13 protein-coding genes are annotated in these 15635 nt (G+C 61.7%); 9 read left to right on the forward strand and 4 right to left on the reverse strand.

What is annotated here, in order from left to right; genetic code table 11:
* Positions 1-29: 29 nt before the first annotated feature.
* The 3 genes from phhA to GJU48_RS16700 all read left to right on the forward strand — a co-directional run bounded on the left by phhA (position 30) and on the right by GJU48_RS16700 (position 2470).
* The gene (phhA, locus tag GJU48_RS16690; protein WP_094951597.1) at positions 30-821 is read left to right on the forward strand and encodes a phenylalanine 4-monooxygenase; all 792 of its coding nucleotides are present in this window, start codon (positions 30-32) and stop codon (positions 819-821) included.
* Positions 822-920: 99 nt separating this feature from the next.
* Positions 921-1277: a 4a-hydroxytetrahydrobiopterin dehydratase gene (locus GJU48_RS16695; RefSeq protein WP_017134918.1), complete on the forward strand. Its 357-nt coding sequence runs from the start codon at positions 921-923 to the stop codon at positions 1275-1277.
* A complete protein-coding gene (locus GJU48_RS16700) occupies positions 1277-2470 on the forward strand; it encodes an amino acid aminotransferase (protein WP_094951596.1) in 1194 nt (397 codons plus the stop codon). Before GJU48_RS16695 ends, GJU48_RS16700 begins: the two co-directional genes overlap by 1 nt.
* A gap of 112 nt (positions 2471-2582) precedes the next feature.
* On the opposite strand, the gene GJU48_RS16705 is transcribed toward GJU48_RS16700, so the two are convergent.
* Positions 2583-3392 (reverse strand): UDP-2,3-diacylglucosamine diphosphatase, encoded by an 810-nt coding sequence (locus tag GJU48_RS16705; protein WP_094951595.1) that lies wholly within the window; start codon positions 3390-3392, stop codon positions 2583-2585.
* 152 nt (positions 3393-3544) lie between these two features.
* Here GJU48_RS16705 and GJU48_RS16710 point away from each other — a divergent pair, with 152 nt between their 5' ends.
* Both GJU48_RS16710 and GJU48_RS16715 read left to right on the forward strand, forming a co-directional pair.
* Positions 3545-4294, forward strand: a complete 750-nt coding sequence (locus GJU48_RS16710; RefSeq protein WP_094951594.1) for an AraC family transcriptional regulator — start codon at positions 3545-3547, stop codon at positions 4292-4294.
* A gap of 109 nt (positions 4295-4403) precedes the next feature.
* Positions 4404-5351 (forward strand): DMT family transporter, encoded by a 948-nt coding sequence (locus tag GJU48_RS16715; RefSeq protein WP_256671156.1) that lies wholly within the window; start codon positions 4404-4406, stop codon positions 5349-5351.
* On the opposite strand, the gene GJU48_RS16720 is transcribed toward GJU48_RS16715, so the two are convergent.
* Positions 5284-5571, reverse strand: a complete 288-nt coding sequence (locus tag GJU48_RS16720) for a SelT/SelW/SelH family protein (protein WP_094951591.1) — start codon at positions 5569-5571, stop codon at positions 5284-5286. The two genes, GJU48_RS16715 and GJU48_RS16720, sit on opposite strands and share 68 nt — an antisense overlap.
* A gap of 84 nt (positions 5572-5655) precedes the next feature.
* Between GJU48_RS16720 and GJU48_RS16725 the strand changes: the two genes are divergently transcribed.
* Positions 5656-7845 carry a patatin-like phospholipase family protein gene (locus GJU48_RS16725; RefSeq protein ID WP_094951590.1) on the forward strand — a complete coding sequence of 730 codons (2190 nt, stop codon included), beginning with the start codon at positions 5656-5658 and terminating at the stop codon, positions 7843-7845.
* Between the two features lie 94 nt (positions 7846-7939).
* Here GJU48_RS16725 and GJU48_RS16730 read toward each other — a convergent pair whose 3' ends face one another.
* Together GJU48_RS16730 and recQ are read right to left on the reverse strand one after the other, a co-directional pair.
* Complete coding sequence (locus tag GJU48_RS16730) at positions 7940-8374, reverse strand: MarR family transcriptional regulator (protein ID WP_094951589.1); 435 nt, start codon at positions 8372-8374, stop codon at positions 7940-7942.
* 121 nt (positions 8375-8495) lie between these two features.
* Positions 8496-10622, reverse strand: a complete 2127-nt coding sequence (recQ, locus tag GJU48_RS16735; protein ID WP_094951621.1) for a DNA helicase RecQ — start codon at positions 10620-10622, stop codon at positions 8496-8498.
* A 275-nt stretch (positions 10623-10897) separates the two neighbouring features.
* On the opposite strand from recQ, the gene GJU48_RS16740 reads away from it, so the two are divergent.
* The 3 genes from GJU48_RS16740 (at position 10898) to GJU48_RS16750 (ending at position 15558) form a co-directional block, all read left to right on the forward strand.
* Positions 10898-11485, forward strand: a complete 588-nt coding sequence (locus tag GJU48_RS16740; RefSeq protein WP_094951588.1) for a UPF0149 family protein — start codon at positions 10898-10900, stop codon at positions 11483-11485.
* A 20-nt stretch (positions 11486-11505) separates the two neighbouring features.
* Complete coding sequence (locus GJU48_RS16745) at positions 11506-11889, forward strand: YbaN family protein (protein WP_094951587.1); 384 nt, start codon at positions 11506-11508, stop codon at positions 11887-11889.
* A 198-nt stretch (positions 11890-12087) separates the two neighbouring features.
* Complete coding sequence (locus tag GJU48_RS16750) at positions 12088-15558, forward strand: hybrid sensor histidine kinase/response regulator (RefSeq protein WP_094950300.1); 3471 nt, start codon at positions 12088-12090, stop codon at positions 15556-15558.
* Positions 15559-15635: the final 77 nt, after the last annotated feature.

The raw sequence follows: 15635 nt of genomic DNA on the forward strand, positions 1-15635 counted from the left end.
CAAGAACGAATGCCTAGCAGGAGAGCCGTATGAAGCAGACGCACTACGTGGCCCGCGAGCCCGATGCGCAAGGTTTTATCCACTACCCGCCGGAAGAACACGCGGTGTGGAACACGCTGATCACGCGCCAGCTGAAAGTGATCGAGGGTCGCGCCTGCCAGGAATACCTGGACGGCATCGACAAGCTCGGCCTGCCCCTGGACCGCATTCCACAACTGGGCGAAATCAACCAGGTGCTGGCTGAAACTACCGGCTGGCAAGTCGCCCGTGTACCCGCACTCATCCCCTTCCAGACCTTCTTCGAATTACTCGCCAGCAAGCAGTTTCCGGTGGCGACCTTTATTCGTACTCGAGAAGAACTGGACTACCTGCAAGAACCGGATATTTTCCACGAGATCTTCGGCCACTGCCCGCTGCTGACCAACCCGTGGTTCGCCGAATTTACCCACACCTATGGCAAGCTCGGCCTGGCCGCGACCAAGGAACAGCGCGTGTACCTGGCGCGTTTGTACTGGATGACCATCGAGTTTGGCTTGGTGGACACGCCACAAGGTCGGCGCATCTACGGTGGCGGCATTTTGTCGTCGCCCAAAGAGAGCGTGTACTGCCTGTCGGATGAGCCCAAGCACCAAGCCTTCGACCCGCTGGAAGCGATGCGCACGCCGTACCGCATCGACATCCTGCAACCGCTGTATTTCGTCCTGCCTGAGCTCAAGCGCCTGTTCGACGTGGCGCAGGAAGACATCATGGGCATGGTCGAGCGCGGTATGCAGCTAGGTCTGCACGCGCCGACGTTTCCACCCAAACCCAAAGCTGCGTGACACTTACGTTTTGAGGCCAGGTGAGTCTGTTCCCTGGCCGCGCGTTGCTTTAGGGTAACGCCCACTGATCTTCAATCACTCGAATTCAGGACACCCCACATGACCACCTTGAACCAAGCCCACTGCGAAGCCTGCCGCGCCGATGCCCCGCAAGTCAGCGACGAAGAGCTGCCGGTACTGATCAAGCAGATTCCCGACTGGAACATCGAAGTACGCGATGGCGTGATGCAGCTGGAAAAGGTTTTCCTGTTCAAGAACTTCAAATTCGCCCTGGCCTTTACCAATGCCATGGGTGAAATCTCCGAAGCCGAAGGCCATCACCCAGGCCTGCTCACCGAGTGGGGCAAAGTCACCGTGACCTGGTGGAGCCACTCGATCAAAGGCTTGCATCGCAACGACTTCATCATGGCCGCGCGCACTGACGAAGTGGCCAAGGACGCCGAGGGCCGCAAGTAATGCATTTCGATGCTATTGGCCGCGTGCCCGGCGACCCGATTCTCGGGCTGATGGACCTGTATGCCCAGGACAGCAACCCGAACAAGTTCGACCTCGGCGTGGGCGTCTATAAGGATGACCAAGGCCTGACGCCGATTCCGTACTCGGTGAAGCTGGCCGAGCAGCGCCTGGTGGACACTCAGACCACCAAGACCTACATCGGCGGCCACGGCGATGCAGCGTTCGGTGCGTTGATCAGCGAACTGGTGCTCGGCGCCGACTCCGCCTTGATCCGCGACCGCCGTGCCGGCGCGACGCAAACCCCAGGCGGCACCGGCGCCCTGCGCCTGAGCGCCGACTTTATCGCCCACACCCTGCCCGGCCGTGGCGTATGGCTGAGCAACCCAACCTGGCCGATCCACGAAACCATCTTCGCCAAGGCTGGGCTCACCGTCAGCCACTACCCTTATGTAGGTACTGACAACCGCCTGGACGTGGCCGCGATGCTGGCAACACTCGCCAACGTGCCCAAGGGCGACGTGGTATTGCTGCATGCCTGCTGCCACAACCCGACCGGGTTCGACCTGTCCCAGGATGACTGGCGCCAGGTGCTGAAGATCGTCCGCGAACGCCAACTGCTGCCGCTTATCGACTTCGCCTACCAGGGCTTTGGCGACGGCCTGGAGCAAGACGCTTGGGCGGTGCGGCTGTTTGCAGCCGAACTGCCGGAAGTGCTGATCACCAGCTCCTGCTCGAAGAATTTCGGCCTGTACCGTGATCGTGTCGGCGCGTTGATCGTGTGCGCGGCGGATGCCGAGAAGCTCATCGATGTGCGCAGCCAGCTTGCAAACACGGCGCGTAATTTGTGGTCGACCCCGCCGGATCATGGCGCAGCCGTGGTTGCGACCATCCTCGGCGATGCCGAGCTGAAAAAGCGCTGGAGCGACGAAGTCGAAGCCATGCGTTCGCGGATTGCGCAACTGCGCTCCGGGCTGGTGGAAGCGCTTACGCCCCACGGGCTGGCCGAACGGTTTGCGCATATTGGTGCGCAGCGTGGGATGTTTTCCTATACCGGCCTAAGTGCCGAGCAGGTCAAGCAACTGCGCGAGAAGCACAGCGTGTACATGGTCAGTTCGGGGCGGGCTAACGTGGCTGGCATTGATGCCACGCGCTTGACGCTGTTGGCCCAAGCCATCGCTGACGTCTGCAACTGAAGAAACCGAATCAAACTGTGGGAGCTGGCTTGCCTGCTCCCACATTTGGAGTGTGGGACATCAAACTGTGGGAGCTGGCTTGCCTGCTCCCACATTTGGAGTGTGTTGGCGGCTAGCCTGCGACCATCTCGGCTTTCAACTGCGCCTCTTTGGCTTGCGCATCTGCCAACCGATACAACTCGATATGCCCATCCCAGTGCTCGATCAACGCCGTGCACGACTCCACCCAATCCCCGCAGTTGAGGTAGTCCACCTCGCCCACCTTGCGAATCTCCGCATGGTGAATATGCCCGCAGACCACGCCGTGCAACTCGCGCTTGGTCACTTCGTGGGCGATCGCCTCTTCGAAATCGCTGATAAAACTCACCGCCGTCTTCACCTTGTGCTTCAAGTACGCCGACAGCGACCAGTAGCCATAGCCATACCGCGCTCGCCAGTGGTTGAGCCAGCGGTTCAGCGTGAGGGTGAACTCGTAGGCCGAGTCGCCGAGGAACGCCAGCCAGCGGTGGTAACGGGTGATCACATCAAACTGGTCGCCGTGGATCACCAGCAGGTGACGGCCATCGGCGGTGACGTGCACGGCTTCGTCCACCAGTTGGATATTGCCCAGAATCAGCTTGGAATAGCGCCGTAGAAACTCGTCATGGTTGCCAGTGACGTAGATCACCTCGGTGCCGCGCTTGGCCATGGTCAGCAGGCGGCGAATCACGTTGGTGTGGGCCTGGGGCCAATACATGCCGCCGCGCATTTTCCAACCGTCGATAATATCGCCAACCAAGTACACCTTGTCGGCGTGGTAGCCCTTGAGGAACTGCGACAAGTGTTCGGCCTGGCAATCGCGCGTGCCTAGGTGCACGTCGGAAATCCACAGGGTACGAACCCGTTGTTTACGGCTGGGTTTGGCGAACTCGGCACGGGTCATGGGCATCCCTCAACGGTGTTTTCGCGAGCTTGCGCCCTGGCGGTTAATAGCCCATGACAACTGTGCGTCAATCTGATGACAGCGCCTGGCGCCCTTGAAGCGTTGTAGACTGGCGCGACTAGGCCAGGAGCCTGCTCGCCCAGGAGACCGCGATGAGCCCAACCCTCACGCTGCGCCACTACCTCGAAGAACCCCTCGCCCACAGCCATGACCACGCACAACTGGTGTTCGGCCTGTCGGGGCATTTGGATCTGGAAGTGGATGGCCGTGGCAGCCAGGTGCGCGAGAACAGCGTGATGGTGCTGCCCTTCTCTGCCCACCACGCCTGTGGCAGTCGCGATGGCAGCCGTTGCCTGGTGCTGGATGTGCCCACCGAGCACTGGGTGCTGCAATCCTTGGGCGAGCATGCCGAGGCCAGCCGGCGCTTGCTCGACCAACCGGCGCGCCTGGCCCTGGATTCCCGGCAAAGCCAGTTGGTGCAATGGCTGGCCCACAGCCCGGTGGATGACCCGTTGATCGTGCAGCAAGGTGCGGTGCTGTTGTTGGCCAGCCTTAATCACCCGATTACCCAACCGGTGCCGGGCCGGCGCCTGCCGTATGCGGCGTTCAATGCACATATCGAGCGGCATGTTGCGCACCCGTTACAGGTCGCGGACCTCGCGCGCATTGCCGACTTGTCGGTAGCGCGCTTGCATGCGCGCTTTATCGCTGAGTGCGGGCAGACGCCGATGGACTATATCCGCAGCCGTCGCCTGCAGATGGCCTTGGGCATGTTGCGCGAAACGCCGCTGCCCATCGGTGAAATCGCCGAGCGCGTCGGCTACAGTTCGCAAAGTGCGTTTGCCGCTGCGATGTTGCGCGAATTTGGCGCATCCCCCGGCGCATTGCGGCGCTCGTCGTAAGAACCGCAAGAAGAGCCCTGCGATAAAAATCTCGAGCCGGGCGACAGACGCCCGCACCTTCCACCCTCTAGACTGCGATTCTGTCACTCCCGTTGGTTCAAGGATCGCAATGACTCCCCGCTCAGCCCTCGGCGCCCTGCATATCGGCGCATTGATGTTTGGCCTCACCGGCGTATTCGGCAAGCTGGCGGCCGCCTCGCCCGCCATCATCGTATTTGGCCGCGCCGCTTTTGCCGTGCTGGCCCTCGCCGTATTCGCGCGATTCGCCAGCAACACCACTTGGAAAAAACTCGAGATGCGCGACTGGCGTCGCCTGCTAATCAGCGGCGTGCTGCTCGCGGCGCATTGGGTGACCTTCTTTATTGCCGTCAAAGTCGCCGGGGTTGCCGTCGCCACTCTGGGGTTTACTGCGTTCCCGGCGTTTACCGTGATTCTCGAAGGCCTGATCTTCCGCGAGCGCATTCGCGCCAATGAAGTGCTGTTGGTGGTGCTGGTCAGCATCGGCCTGATACTGGTGACGCCAGACTTCGACCTCGCCAGCGCGGCTACGGGCGGCCTGCTCTGGGGCATTGTTTCCGGCCTGCTGTTTTCGTTGTTATCGCTGAACAATCGCGCCAGTTCCGGGCGGATTCCAGCAGTGCAGGCCGCCCTGTGCCAAAACGTGGTGGTCGCGGCCTGCCTGTTGCCCGTGGCGGCACCCGGGCTGGCAGAGGTGCGCGCCATCGACTGGTTGTGGATCGGCCTGCTGGGGGTGTTCTGCACCGGCCTGGCCCACAGCCTGTTTGTCGCCAGCCTCGCAGTGATCAAGGCGCGCACCGCCTCGGTGGTGTTCGCCATGGAGCCGGTCTATGGCATCACCGTGGCCTGGCTGCTGTTTGCCGAAACCCCAACCTTGCGCATGCTGCTGGGTGGCGCGCTGATTATCGTCGCCATCGTGCTCTCCGGCTTGATGGGCAGCGCCAGCGCAGGCCCGCAAGCGGCGGTGGCCTTTATTGCCTCCGATCGTTGTGGCCCAAATCCCGCTGTGGGTCGATCTGATCACGCACGCGCTGTTTAAGCACCTTGGCTTCCGGAAAACCACCGTCGACCTTGCGCTCCCAGATCTGCACACCGTCGCAAGTGATGCGAAACGTGCCGCCGGTGGCCGGCTCCAGCGCCACACGGCCCACGTCGTCAGCGAACGTACTCAACAATTCCTGGGCCAGCCACGCGGCGCGCAACAGCCACTGGCACTGGGTGCAATAGGTGATGACGATCTCGGGTTTGCTCAGCGACATAATTTGAGAGGTTCCAGGTATGACAGGCTCGGAGGTTCGAGTGGCTATAATACCGACCTTTATCGCCCAGCCCTGAGATTCGTGATGCGCCGCCTGTTGTCCTGCCTGTTCCTGTGCCTGCTCCCTCTCCTAGCCGACGCCGCTGAAACACCGCACCCCAAAATCGGCCTGGTGCTGTCTGGCGGCGCCGCGCGTGGCCTGGCGCATATAGGTGTGCTCAAGGCTTTGGAAGAACAAGGCATTCACATCGATGCGATTGCCGGCACCAGCATGGGCGCGGTGATTGGCGGGCTGTACGCGTCGGGCTACAAGATCGATGAGCTGGAAAAGCTCGCGCTGGATATTGATTGGCAACAGGCCCTGTCCGACGCACCGCCACGCGAAGACGTGCCGTTTCGGCGCAAGCAGGATGACCGCGATTTCCTGGTCAAGCAGAAGCTCAGTTTTCGCGACGACGGCAGCCTCGGCTTGCCGCTCGGTGTGATCCAGGGCCAGAACCTGGCACTGCTGCTGGAAAGCATGTTCGCCCACAGCAGTAACACGCGTAACTTCGACAAGCTGCCGATCCCGTTCCGCGCGGTCGCCACCGATATCACCACCGGCGAAAAAGTGGTGTTCAACAAAGGCCACCTGCCCCAGGTGATCCGCGCCAGCATGTCGATCCCGGCGGTGTTCGCCCCGGTGGAAATAGACGGCCGGCTGCTGGTGGACGGCGGCATGACCGACAACATCCCGCTGGATGTGGCGCGCGAGATGGGCGTCGACATTGCCATCGTCGTCGACATCGGCACCCCGCTGCGCACGCGCAAACAACTGGCCACCGTGGTCGACGTGCTCAACCAGTCCATCACCCTGATGACCCGGCGCAATTCCGAGGAGCAACTCAAGGCCCTGCACCCCAAAGACGTACTGATCCAGCCGCCGCTGGCCGCCTACGGCGTGACGGATTTCGGCCGCGCCAAGGACATGATCGACGCCGGCTACCGCGCCACCCGCGCCCTCGATGTGCGCCTGGCGCATCTGCGCCCCGCGGAACCGGTAGACCCGCAACTGCTCGCCGCGCGTACGCCGGGCGAACGTACCCCGGTGATCACTGCGATCAAGGTGGAGAACGATTCGAAAGTCAGCGATGACGTGATCCGTTACTACATCCGCCAAAACCTGGGCGAGCCGTTGAACCTGGATCGCCTGCAAACCGACATGGGCACCCTGTACGGCCTGGATTACTTCGAGCAGGTGCAATACCGCGTGGTGAAAAAGGGCCAGGACAACACCTTGGTGATCAGCGCACGCGGCAAGCGCAGCGGCACCGATTACTTACGCCTGGGCTTGAACCTGTCGGATGACATGCGCGGCGAGAGCGCCTTCAACCTCGGCGCCAGCTACCGCATGAACGGCATCAACCGCCTCGGCGCCGAATGGCTGACGCGGGTGCAGATCGGTGATCGCCAAGAGCTGTACAGCGAGTTCTACCAACCGCTGGATGTCGGCTCTCGCTACTTCGTCGCGCCCTATATCAGTGCCCAGGCGCAGAACGTTGACCTGGTTCTGGACAACGACCCCATCGCCGAGTATCGGCTGGAGCGCTACGGTTTTGGCTTGAATGTGGGGCGCCAGATCGGCAACAGCGGCGAGATCCGCTTCGGCGTGGGCGAAGCCTGGGGCAAGGCGGACGTGCGCATTGGCGAGCGCGACCTGCCAAGCGTGAACTTCAATGAAGGCTTCTATGAGCTGAAGTACTCCTTCGACTCCCTGGACAACGTGTACTTCCCCCATACCGGCGAAGACATCAGCTTGGCCTTCCGCGAATTCGAACCTGGCCTAGGCTCGGACCAGCGCTACCGGCAGTGGGAGTTCAAGCTGGACAAGGCCATGAGCCATGGCCCGGACACACTCATACTGGGCGGGCGTTACGGACGCACCCTGGATAAATCCGACGTGGTGATTTCCAGCTTCCTGCTGGGCGGTGCGCGGCAGCTGTCGGGCTTTCGCGAAGATTCGATCTCGGGGCAGAACATTGCCTTGATGCGCGCGGTGTACTATCGCCGCCTGACGCCGCGCTCGTACCTGCCGCTGGATTTTCCGCTGTACCTGGGCGCCTCGTTAGAACGCGGCCGGGCGTGGAACAACGACAATCAATTCGACAGTGGCTACATCAACGCTGCGAGTGTTTTCCTGGGGTTTGATACGCCGCTGGGGCCGCTGAATTTCAGCTATGGGTTCAATGATGATAAGCAGCAGGCGGTGTACCTGAACCTGGGCCAAACCTTCTAGACAGTACACAAAACAACTGTGGGGGCTGGCTTTTGTGGCGAGGGAGCAAGCTCCCTCGCCACAACAACCCGCTCGACATTAATCAGGCGCTACCTTAGGGCTTTTCCAGATTCGCCAAAATATGCCCGTGCACACGCATGCACACGCGCAAATCTTCTTCATCCACGCCCACAAACAGCTCATGGCGCAACGCCGTGGCGATGGTTTCGATCTGCTCGATCAAAGGGCAGGCGGTGTCGCACAGCAAGATACGCTTGGCACGCCGGTCTTCCAGCACGGCCTGGCGTTGCACCAGGCCTTGGCCTTCGAGGCTGTCGAGCAAACGCGCCAGCGTCGGCCCTTCTACCCCGACGCTTTGCGCCAGCTCACGCTGGGTGGGCGCTTCGGTGAAACGGGCCAGGTGCAACAGCACCAGCCAACGCGCCTGGGACAAACCCAGCCCCGCCAAACGGCGGTCCAGCTCGGCGCGCCAACCTCGGGACATTTGCGCCAATTGCATGCCAAAGCGGTGTTGATCGGTTAACGGCATAAAAAACTCGTGGTTTAGACTGAAAATAAAGTGTGGCTAATTATTAGTCAGCTAAGCATGAGCCATGCCATGAGGCAAGCACCGCTATGTACTGATTCGTTACATTGGCGCAATTAGCACACTAAATTTCGAATTCAGACTGCAAAGCGGCACGCACACAGTACAAAACGCCCTCTGGAACACGCCCGGTAAACAGCGGCGCGATCTCCGCAACCGGTGGCAATTCGCCTTCCCCGTCGAGGAATGCGTCCTGGATTTCACCGAGCAGATCTTCCGGCAAATCAAGGGCCTGCTCTAAAGACAGCTGCTGCTTGCCGATGGATTCAGCCAGCAAGGTGTAGACGTTTTTTTCCGAGCATTGCAGCTGGCCAGCGATCTGGATCGGGGTCATGCCAGCACGCGCCAGGCTGATCAGTTCGTGGCGAATATCGGCGACTTCCTTCGGCGCTTCGACCTGGCCGCCGAGCACTTCGAGGAAGGCCTGCCCGTAGCGTTCCAGCTTGCGCGCACCGACGCCACTGACCCGGGCCATTTCGGCCATGGTGGTGGGCTGCTCGCGCAGCATCTCCAGCAAGGTGGAGTCGGGGAAAATAACGTAAGGCGGCACGCTGTGTTCCTGCGCGAGCTTGCGGCGCAGGGTGCGCAAGGCTTCCCACTGCTCGCGTTCTTCGCCACGCACCAACTGGCTGGCCTGGCTGGTGCTGCTCTTGGCCGTGGTTTGCGGCTTAAGGTCACGACGCAGCTCCAGGCTCACTTCGCCTTTGAGCAATGGCCGGCAGCTGTCGTTCAGGCGCAGGCCGCCATATCCTTCAAGGTCGATGTCCACCAGGCCGCGCGCGACCATCTGGCGGAACAATGAACGCCACTCGCCTTCGGCGCGGGCTTTACCGACGCCATAGACCGAGAGCTTCTGATGGCCGAAGCTGCGCACTTTTTCGTTGTCCTTGCCCAGCAACACATCCACCAGATGGCCCACGCCATAACGCTGGCCGGTGCGGTAGATGGCCGACAACGCCTGGCGCGCCGGCTCGGTGGCATCCCAGGTCTGCACGCCGTCGACGCAGTTGTCGCAGTGGCCGCACGGCTCGGGCATGTCCTCGTCGAAATACGCCAGCAGGGTCTGACGGCGGCAGCGGGTCTCTTCACACAGCGACAGCATGGCGTCGAGCTTGTGTTGTTCCAACCGCTTGTGGCGCTCGTCACCTTCGGAGTTCTGCAGCATCTGCTTGAGCATCACCACATCTTGCAGGCCGTAGACCATCCAGGCATCCGCCGGTAGGCCATCACGGCCGGCGCGACCGGTTTCCTGGTAATACGCCTCGAGGGACTTGGGCAGGTCCATGTGCGCCACAAAGCGCACGTTGGATTTGTCGATGCCCATGCCGAACGCAATGGTGGCCACCATAATCAGGCCTTCCTCGTTGAGGAAGCGTTTCTGGTGGGCAGAGCGCGTTTCATTGGGCAGGCCGGCGTGGTACGGCAGCGCCGGGTAGCCTTGCTCGCAGAGGAACGCCGCGACTTCATCGACCTTCTTGCGTGACAGGCAATAGACAATGCCCGCGTCGCTGCGCCGCTCGGACAGGAATGCCAGCAACTGCTTGCGCGGCTGCTCCTTGGGCACGATGCGGTAGAAAATATTCGGCCGGTCGAAGCTCGACAGGAAGCGCTCGGCGTTCTGCAAATGCAGGCGCTCGACGATTTCTTCACGGGTGCGTTTGTCGGCGGTGGCGGTCAAGGCGATACGCGGTACGTCGGGGAACAATTCCGCCAACTGGCCCAACTGTAAATATTCGCGACGGAAGTCGTGGCCCCATTGCGACACACAGTGGGCTTCGTCGATGGCGAACAATGCGATTTCCAGGCTCTGCAAAAACGCCAGCATGCGCGGCTGCACCAGGCGCTCGGGGGCGAGGTAGAGCATCTTCACTTCACCGCGCTTGATGCGTGCGGCCAGGTCGCGTTGCTGCTCGGCGCTGAGGGTGGAGTTCAACGCCGCGGCGGCGACGCCGAGCTCTTCAAGGGTGGCGACCTGGTCGTCCATCAGCGCGATCAGCGGCGACACCACCACGGCCAGGCCGTTGCGCAACAACGCCGGCACCTGGAAGCACAGGGATTTGCCGCCGCCGGTAGGCATCAATACCAGGGCGTCGCCGCCATTGGCCACGCGCTCAATGATCGCACCCTGGCGGCCACGAAAACTGTCGTAGCCGAAGATGTCCTTGAGGACGCGTTGAGCCTGCTCGAGCATGTAAAACTCCAAAATGGTGCCGAAATCCCTCTGTACAGGCTGGCCGAAAAAACCCGGCTTCACGGGAAATAATCCGTAAGCGAAGTTTTCACGGGTTGGCGCTTGGCCTGCAGGGGCATCACAAAACGCGGCAGTATACCCGAGCGTTACTGTGCAAAGGGCGCCACCGACGAATTGCGAGCGCTATCTAAAACCTGGCAAATATGCCGTGTGGCTGGCCTGGGCGCTCAAGAAAGCCTAGAATTGCGCATCGTTTATTCCCAAGGTATCCCGTAATGTCCTTCGCTGAGCAACTAACCCGCCTGCAAGCCTTCCTCGACGCCGATGAGCTGCATGACGAGGCGCTGGACTACGTGGCCGCCCACGGCTACCTGACCGCCCTGTCGATCTCTTCCGACATCGTGCCGGACCGTGAGTGGATCGACGCCTTGTTCGCCGAAGAACCGCATTACGCCGATGCCGCCCAGCGCGAAGAAATCGAATCCACCCTGCTGGCCCTCAAAGCCCACATCGGTCGCCAACTGGCCTCCGATGAGGAATTCGAGCTGCCGTGCGACCTGGACCTCGGCGAAGAGCCGGATGACTCCGACCTGCGCGGCTGGTGCATCGGCTTCATGGAAGGCGTGTTCCTGCGCGAAGCCGCCTGGTTTGAGACCGCCGAGGAAGAAGTCAGCGAAATGCTGCTGCCGATCATGGTCGGTTCGGGCCTGTTCGACGACCAGCCGGAGTTTTCCGACATCGCTGCCGATGCCAACCTGATGGATGACATGATCGTACAGATCCCGGAAGCCCTGACTGCGCTGTACCTGCTGTGCAACGCGCCTGACGAAAAACCGGCGATCCTCAAGCCACGTCACCACTGAGTCGTTTGCCCGTGACACCCATGGGCAACCGCTCGCCGCTCCTGCGTTACGCACTCCTGGCCATCGGCTGGCTGAGCGTGGCGCTAGGGGTGATCGGCATTTTCCTACCGGTGTTGCCGACCACACCCTTCCTGCTTCTCGCCGCCGCCTGCTTCGCTCGAAGCTCCCCGCGTTTCTACCACTGGCTGGTGGAACACCCGCGCCTGGGCCCGTGGATCAAAGACTACCTGGACGGCAACGGTATCCCGCTCAAGGGCAAAGTCTATGCAATCGGCTTGATGTGGCTGAGTATTGGCGTCTCCTGCTACTTGGTGCCGCTGCCGTGGGCACGCGGGTTTATGCTGACCAGTGCGGTGCTGGTGACGATCTATATCTTGCGTCAGAAGACCTTGCCACCGAGGTAGCGATGGAGGCTGAATTCTGCGGGAGCTGGCTTGCCTACGATCGCATCAACCGGGTGCCACTGATAGACGCTGACCCATGCGCATCGCAGGAAAGCCAGCTCCCACACGACCTTGGTCGACACTGACTAACCCCAAGCATCATGCGAGACTGTCTCACCGGGCCTGGAATGCCTGGGTGTTCTTATGCTCGGAGTTACCATGACGCTGTCCAGCGGGCTGATCGCCGCCGTTGCCCTGGCCTATATGGCCATTATGTTTGCCATCGCCTTTTACGGTGACCGCCGCCACGCGCCGTTGCCGCCGAAGGTGCGTGCGTGGGTGTACAGCCTGTCGCTGGCCGTCTACTGCACCAGCTGGACGTTCTTCGGCGCAGTAGGCCAGGCCGCCGAACAACTGTGGGCATTTTTACCGATCTATTTAGGACCGGTACTGCTGCTGGTGTTGGCACCTTGGGTGCTGCAGAAGATGATTCTGATCAGCAAGCAGGAAAACATCACCTCGATCGCCGACTTTATCGCCGCGCGCTACGGCAAATCCCAGTCCCTGGCGGTGGTGGTGGCGCTAATCTGCCTGGTCGGCGTGCTGCCCTACATCGCCCTGCAGCTCAAAGGCATCGTGCTGGGCGTGAACCTGCTGATCGGCTCCGGCCCCGACACCACCGGCACCCGCGCCCAGGACACCGCGCTGATCGTGTCGCTGGTGCTGGCGCTGTTCACCATCGTGTTCGGTACACGCAACCTCGACGCCACTGAACACCACCGCGGCATGGTGCTGGCGATTGCGTTTGAATCACTGGTCAAGCTGTTCGCCTTTCTCGCCGTCGGTGCGTTCGTGACCTACGGCCTGTACGACGGTTTCGGTGACCTGTTCAGCCAGGCGATGCTGGCGCCGCGCCTTGAGGAGTACTGGAAAGAAACCATCAACTGGCCGTCGATGGTGGTGCAAACCGGCGTGGCAATGATGGCGATTATCTGCCTGCCTCGCCAGTTTCACGTCACCGTAGTAGAAAACATCGACCCGCAGGATTTGCGCCTGGCCAAGTGGGTATTCCCGGCCTACCTGATCCTGGCCGCGCTGTTCGTCGTACCCATTGCCCTGGGCGGCAAAATGCTGCTGCCCGGTTCGGTATTGCCCGACTCCTACGTGATCAGCCTGCCCATGGCCCAATCGCATCCGGCCCTCGCCGTGCTGGCGTTTATCGGCGGCGCGTCGGCGGCAACCGGCATGGTGATCGTGGCCAGCATTGCCTTGTCGACCATGGTGTCCAACGACATGTTGCTGCCGTGGTTGCTGCGCCGCTCCGGCGCCGAGCGGCCGTTCGAAGTGTTCCGCCACTGGATGCTGTCGGTACGCCGGGTCAGCATTGTGATCATCCTGCTGCTGGCCTACGTGAGTTATCGGCTGCTCGGTTCCACCGCAAGCCTGGCGACCATCGGCCAGATTGCCTTCGCCGCCGTCACCCAACTAGCCCCGGCGATGCTCGGCGCGCTGTACTGGAAGCAGGCCAACCGGCGGGGTGTATTTGCTGGGTTAGCGGCAGGCACCTTTTTGTGGTTCTACACCTTGGTCCTACCAGTGACCGCGAAAAGTCTTGGCTGGTCGCTCAGCCTTTTCCCCGGCCTGACGTGGATGCATTCACACCCCTTTGGCTTTTCCGTCACCTCGCTGACCCTGGGCACCGTGTTCTCGCTGGCGGGTAACTTCACGCTGTTCGTGTGGGTCTCGATGCTGTCGCGCACAAGGGTTTCCGAGCATTGGCAGGCCGGACGTTTTATCGGTCAAGAGACCAGCCAACGCGCCAGCGCGCGCTCAATGTTGTCGGTACAGATCAGCGACCTGCTCAGCCTGGCCGCACGCTTTGTCGGTGAAGAGCGCGCGCAGCAGAGCTTTATCCGCTTCGCCTATCGTCAGGGCAAAGGCTTTAACCCGAATCAGAATGCCGATAACGACTGGATCGCCCACACCGAACGCCTGCTGGCCGGTGTGCTAGGCGCTTCTTCGACGCGCGCTGTAGTAAAAGCCGCGATTGAAGGGCGGGAAATGCAGTTGGAGGACGTCGTACGCATCGCCGACGAAGCCTCCGAGGTGCTGCAGTTCAACCGCGCGCTGCTGCAAGGCGCGATTGAAAACATCACCCAGGGCATCAGCGTGGTCGACCAGTCGCTGAAACTGGTGGCCTGGAACCGGCGCTACCTGGAACTGTTCAACTACCCCGACGGCTTGATCAGCGTCGGCCGGCCGATTGCCGACATCATTCGCTACAACGCCGAGCGCGGCCTGTGCGGGCCGGGCGAAGCTGAAGTGCACGTGGCACGGCGCCTGCACTGGATGCGCCAGGGCCGCGCGCACACCTCCGAACGTTTGTTCCCGAATGGACGCGTGATCGAGCTGATCGGCAACCCGATGCCCGGCGGTGGGTTTGTCATGAGCTTCACCGATATCACCGCGTTCCGTGAAGCCGAGCAGGCGCTGACCGAGGCCAACGAGGGCCTTGAGCAACGGGTGACCGAGCGCACCCATGAACTGTCGCAACTGAATGTGGCGCTCACCGATGCCAAAGGCGTGGCCGAGTCCGCGAGCCAGTCGAAAACGCGCTTTCTGGCAGCGGTGAGCCATGACCTGATGCAACCGCTGAACGCGGCACGGCTGTTCTCCGCCGCCCTCTCCCACCAGAACGACGGTCTGTCTGCCGAAGCCCGCCAGTTGGTGCAGCACTTGGACAGCTCGCTGCGTTCCGCCGAAGACCTGATCAGCGACCTGCTGGATATCTCGCGCCTGGAAAACGGCAAGATCAACCCACAGCGCCAGCCCTTTGTGCTTAACGAGCTGTTCGACACCCTGGGCGCCGAATTCAAGGCTTTGGCCCACGAACAAGGCCTGCGTTTCCGCCTGCGTGGCAGCCGTTTACGGGTGGACAGTGACATCAAGTTGCTGCGGCGAGTCCTGCAGAACTTTCTGACCAACGCCTTCCGCTATGCCGACGGCCCAGTGCTACTTGGCGTACGCCGGCGCAAGGGTGAGCTGTGCCTGGAAGTGTGGGACCGCGGCCCGGGCATTCCACTGGATAAACAGCAGGTAATCTTCGAAGAGTTCAAGCGCCTCGACAGCCACCAGACCCGCGCCGAAAAAGGCCTGGGCCTGGGCCTGGCGATCGCCGACGGCTTGTGCCGAGTGCTGGGCCATCGCTTAAGCGTACGTTCGTGGCCGGGCAAAGGCAGCGTGTTCAGCGTGCGCGTGCCGTTGGCGCGCAACCAGGCCAGCCCAAAGGTCAAGCCGACGCTAGACAATGGGCTGCCATTGAGTGGCGCGCAGGTGCTGTGCGTAGACAATGAAGAGAGCATCCTGATCGGCATGCGCAGCCTGCTGACGCGCTGGGGCTGCGAGGTGTGGACCGCCACCGATCAGGCGCAGTGCGCAGCATTGCTGGCCGAAGGCATGCGCCCGCAACTGGCGCTGGTGGATTACCACCTGGACCATGGCGAAACGGGTACTGAGCTGATGGGCTGGCTGCGGGCGCAATTGGCCGAGCCGATTCCCGGGGTGGTGATCAGCGCCGATGGCCGGCCGGAGATGGTGGCCGAGGTGCATGCGGCGGGGTTGGATTATTTGGCCAAGCCGGTGAAACCTGCGGCGTTGCGGGCGCTGTTGAGTCGGCATTTGCCGCTGTAGGACGGCTGAGCACAATGCCCTGTGGGAGCTGGCTTGTCAGCTCCCAGACATGCCCTGTGGGAGCTGGCTTGTCAGCT

The sequence above is a fragment of the Pseudomonas sp. IB20 genome (genome assembly GCF_009707325.1).
Classification (GTDB): domain Bacteria; phylum Pseudomonadota; class Gammaproteobacteria; order Pseudomonadales; family Pseudomonadaceae; genus Aquipseudomonas.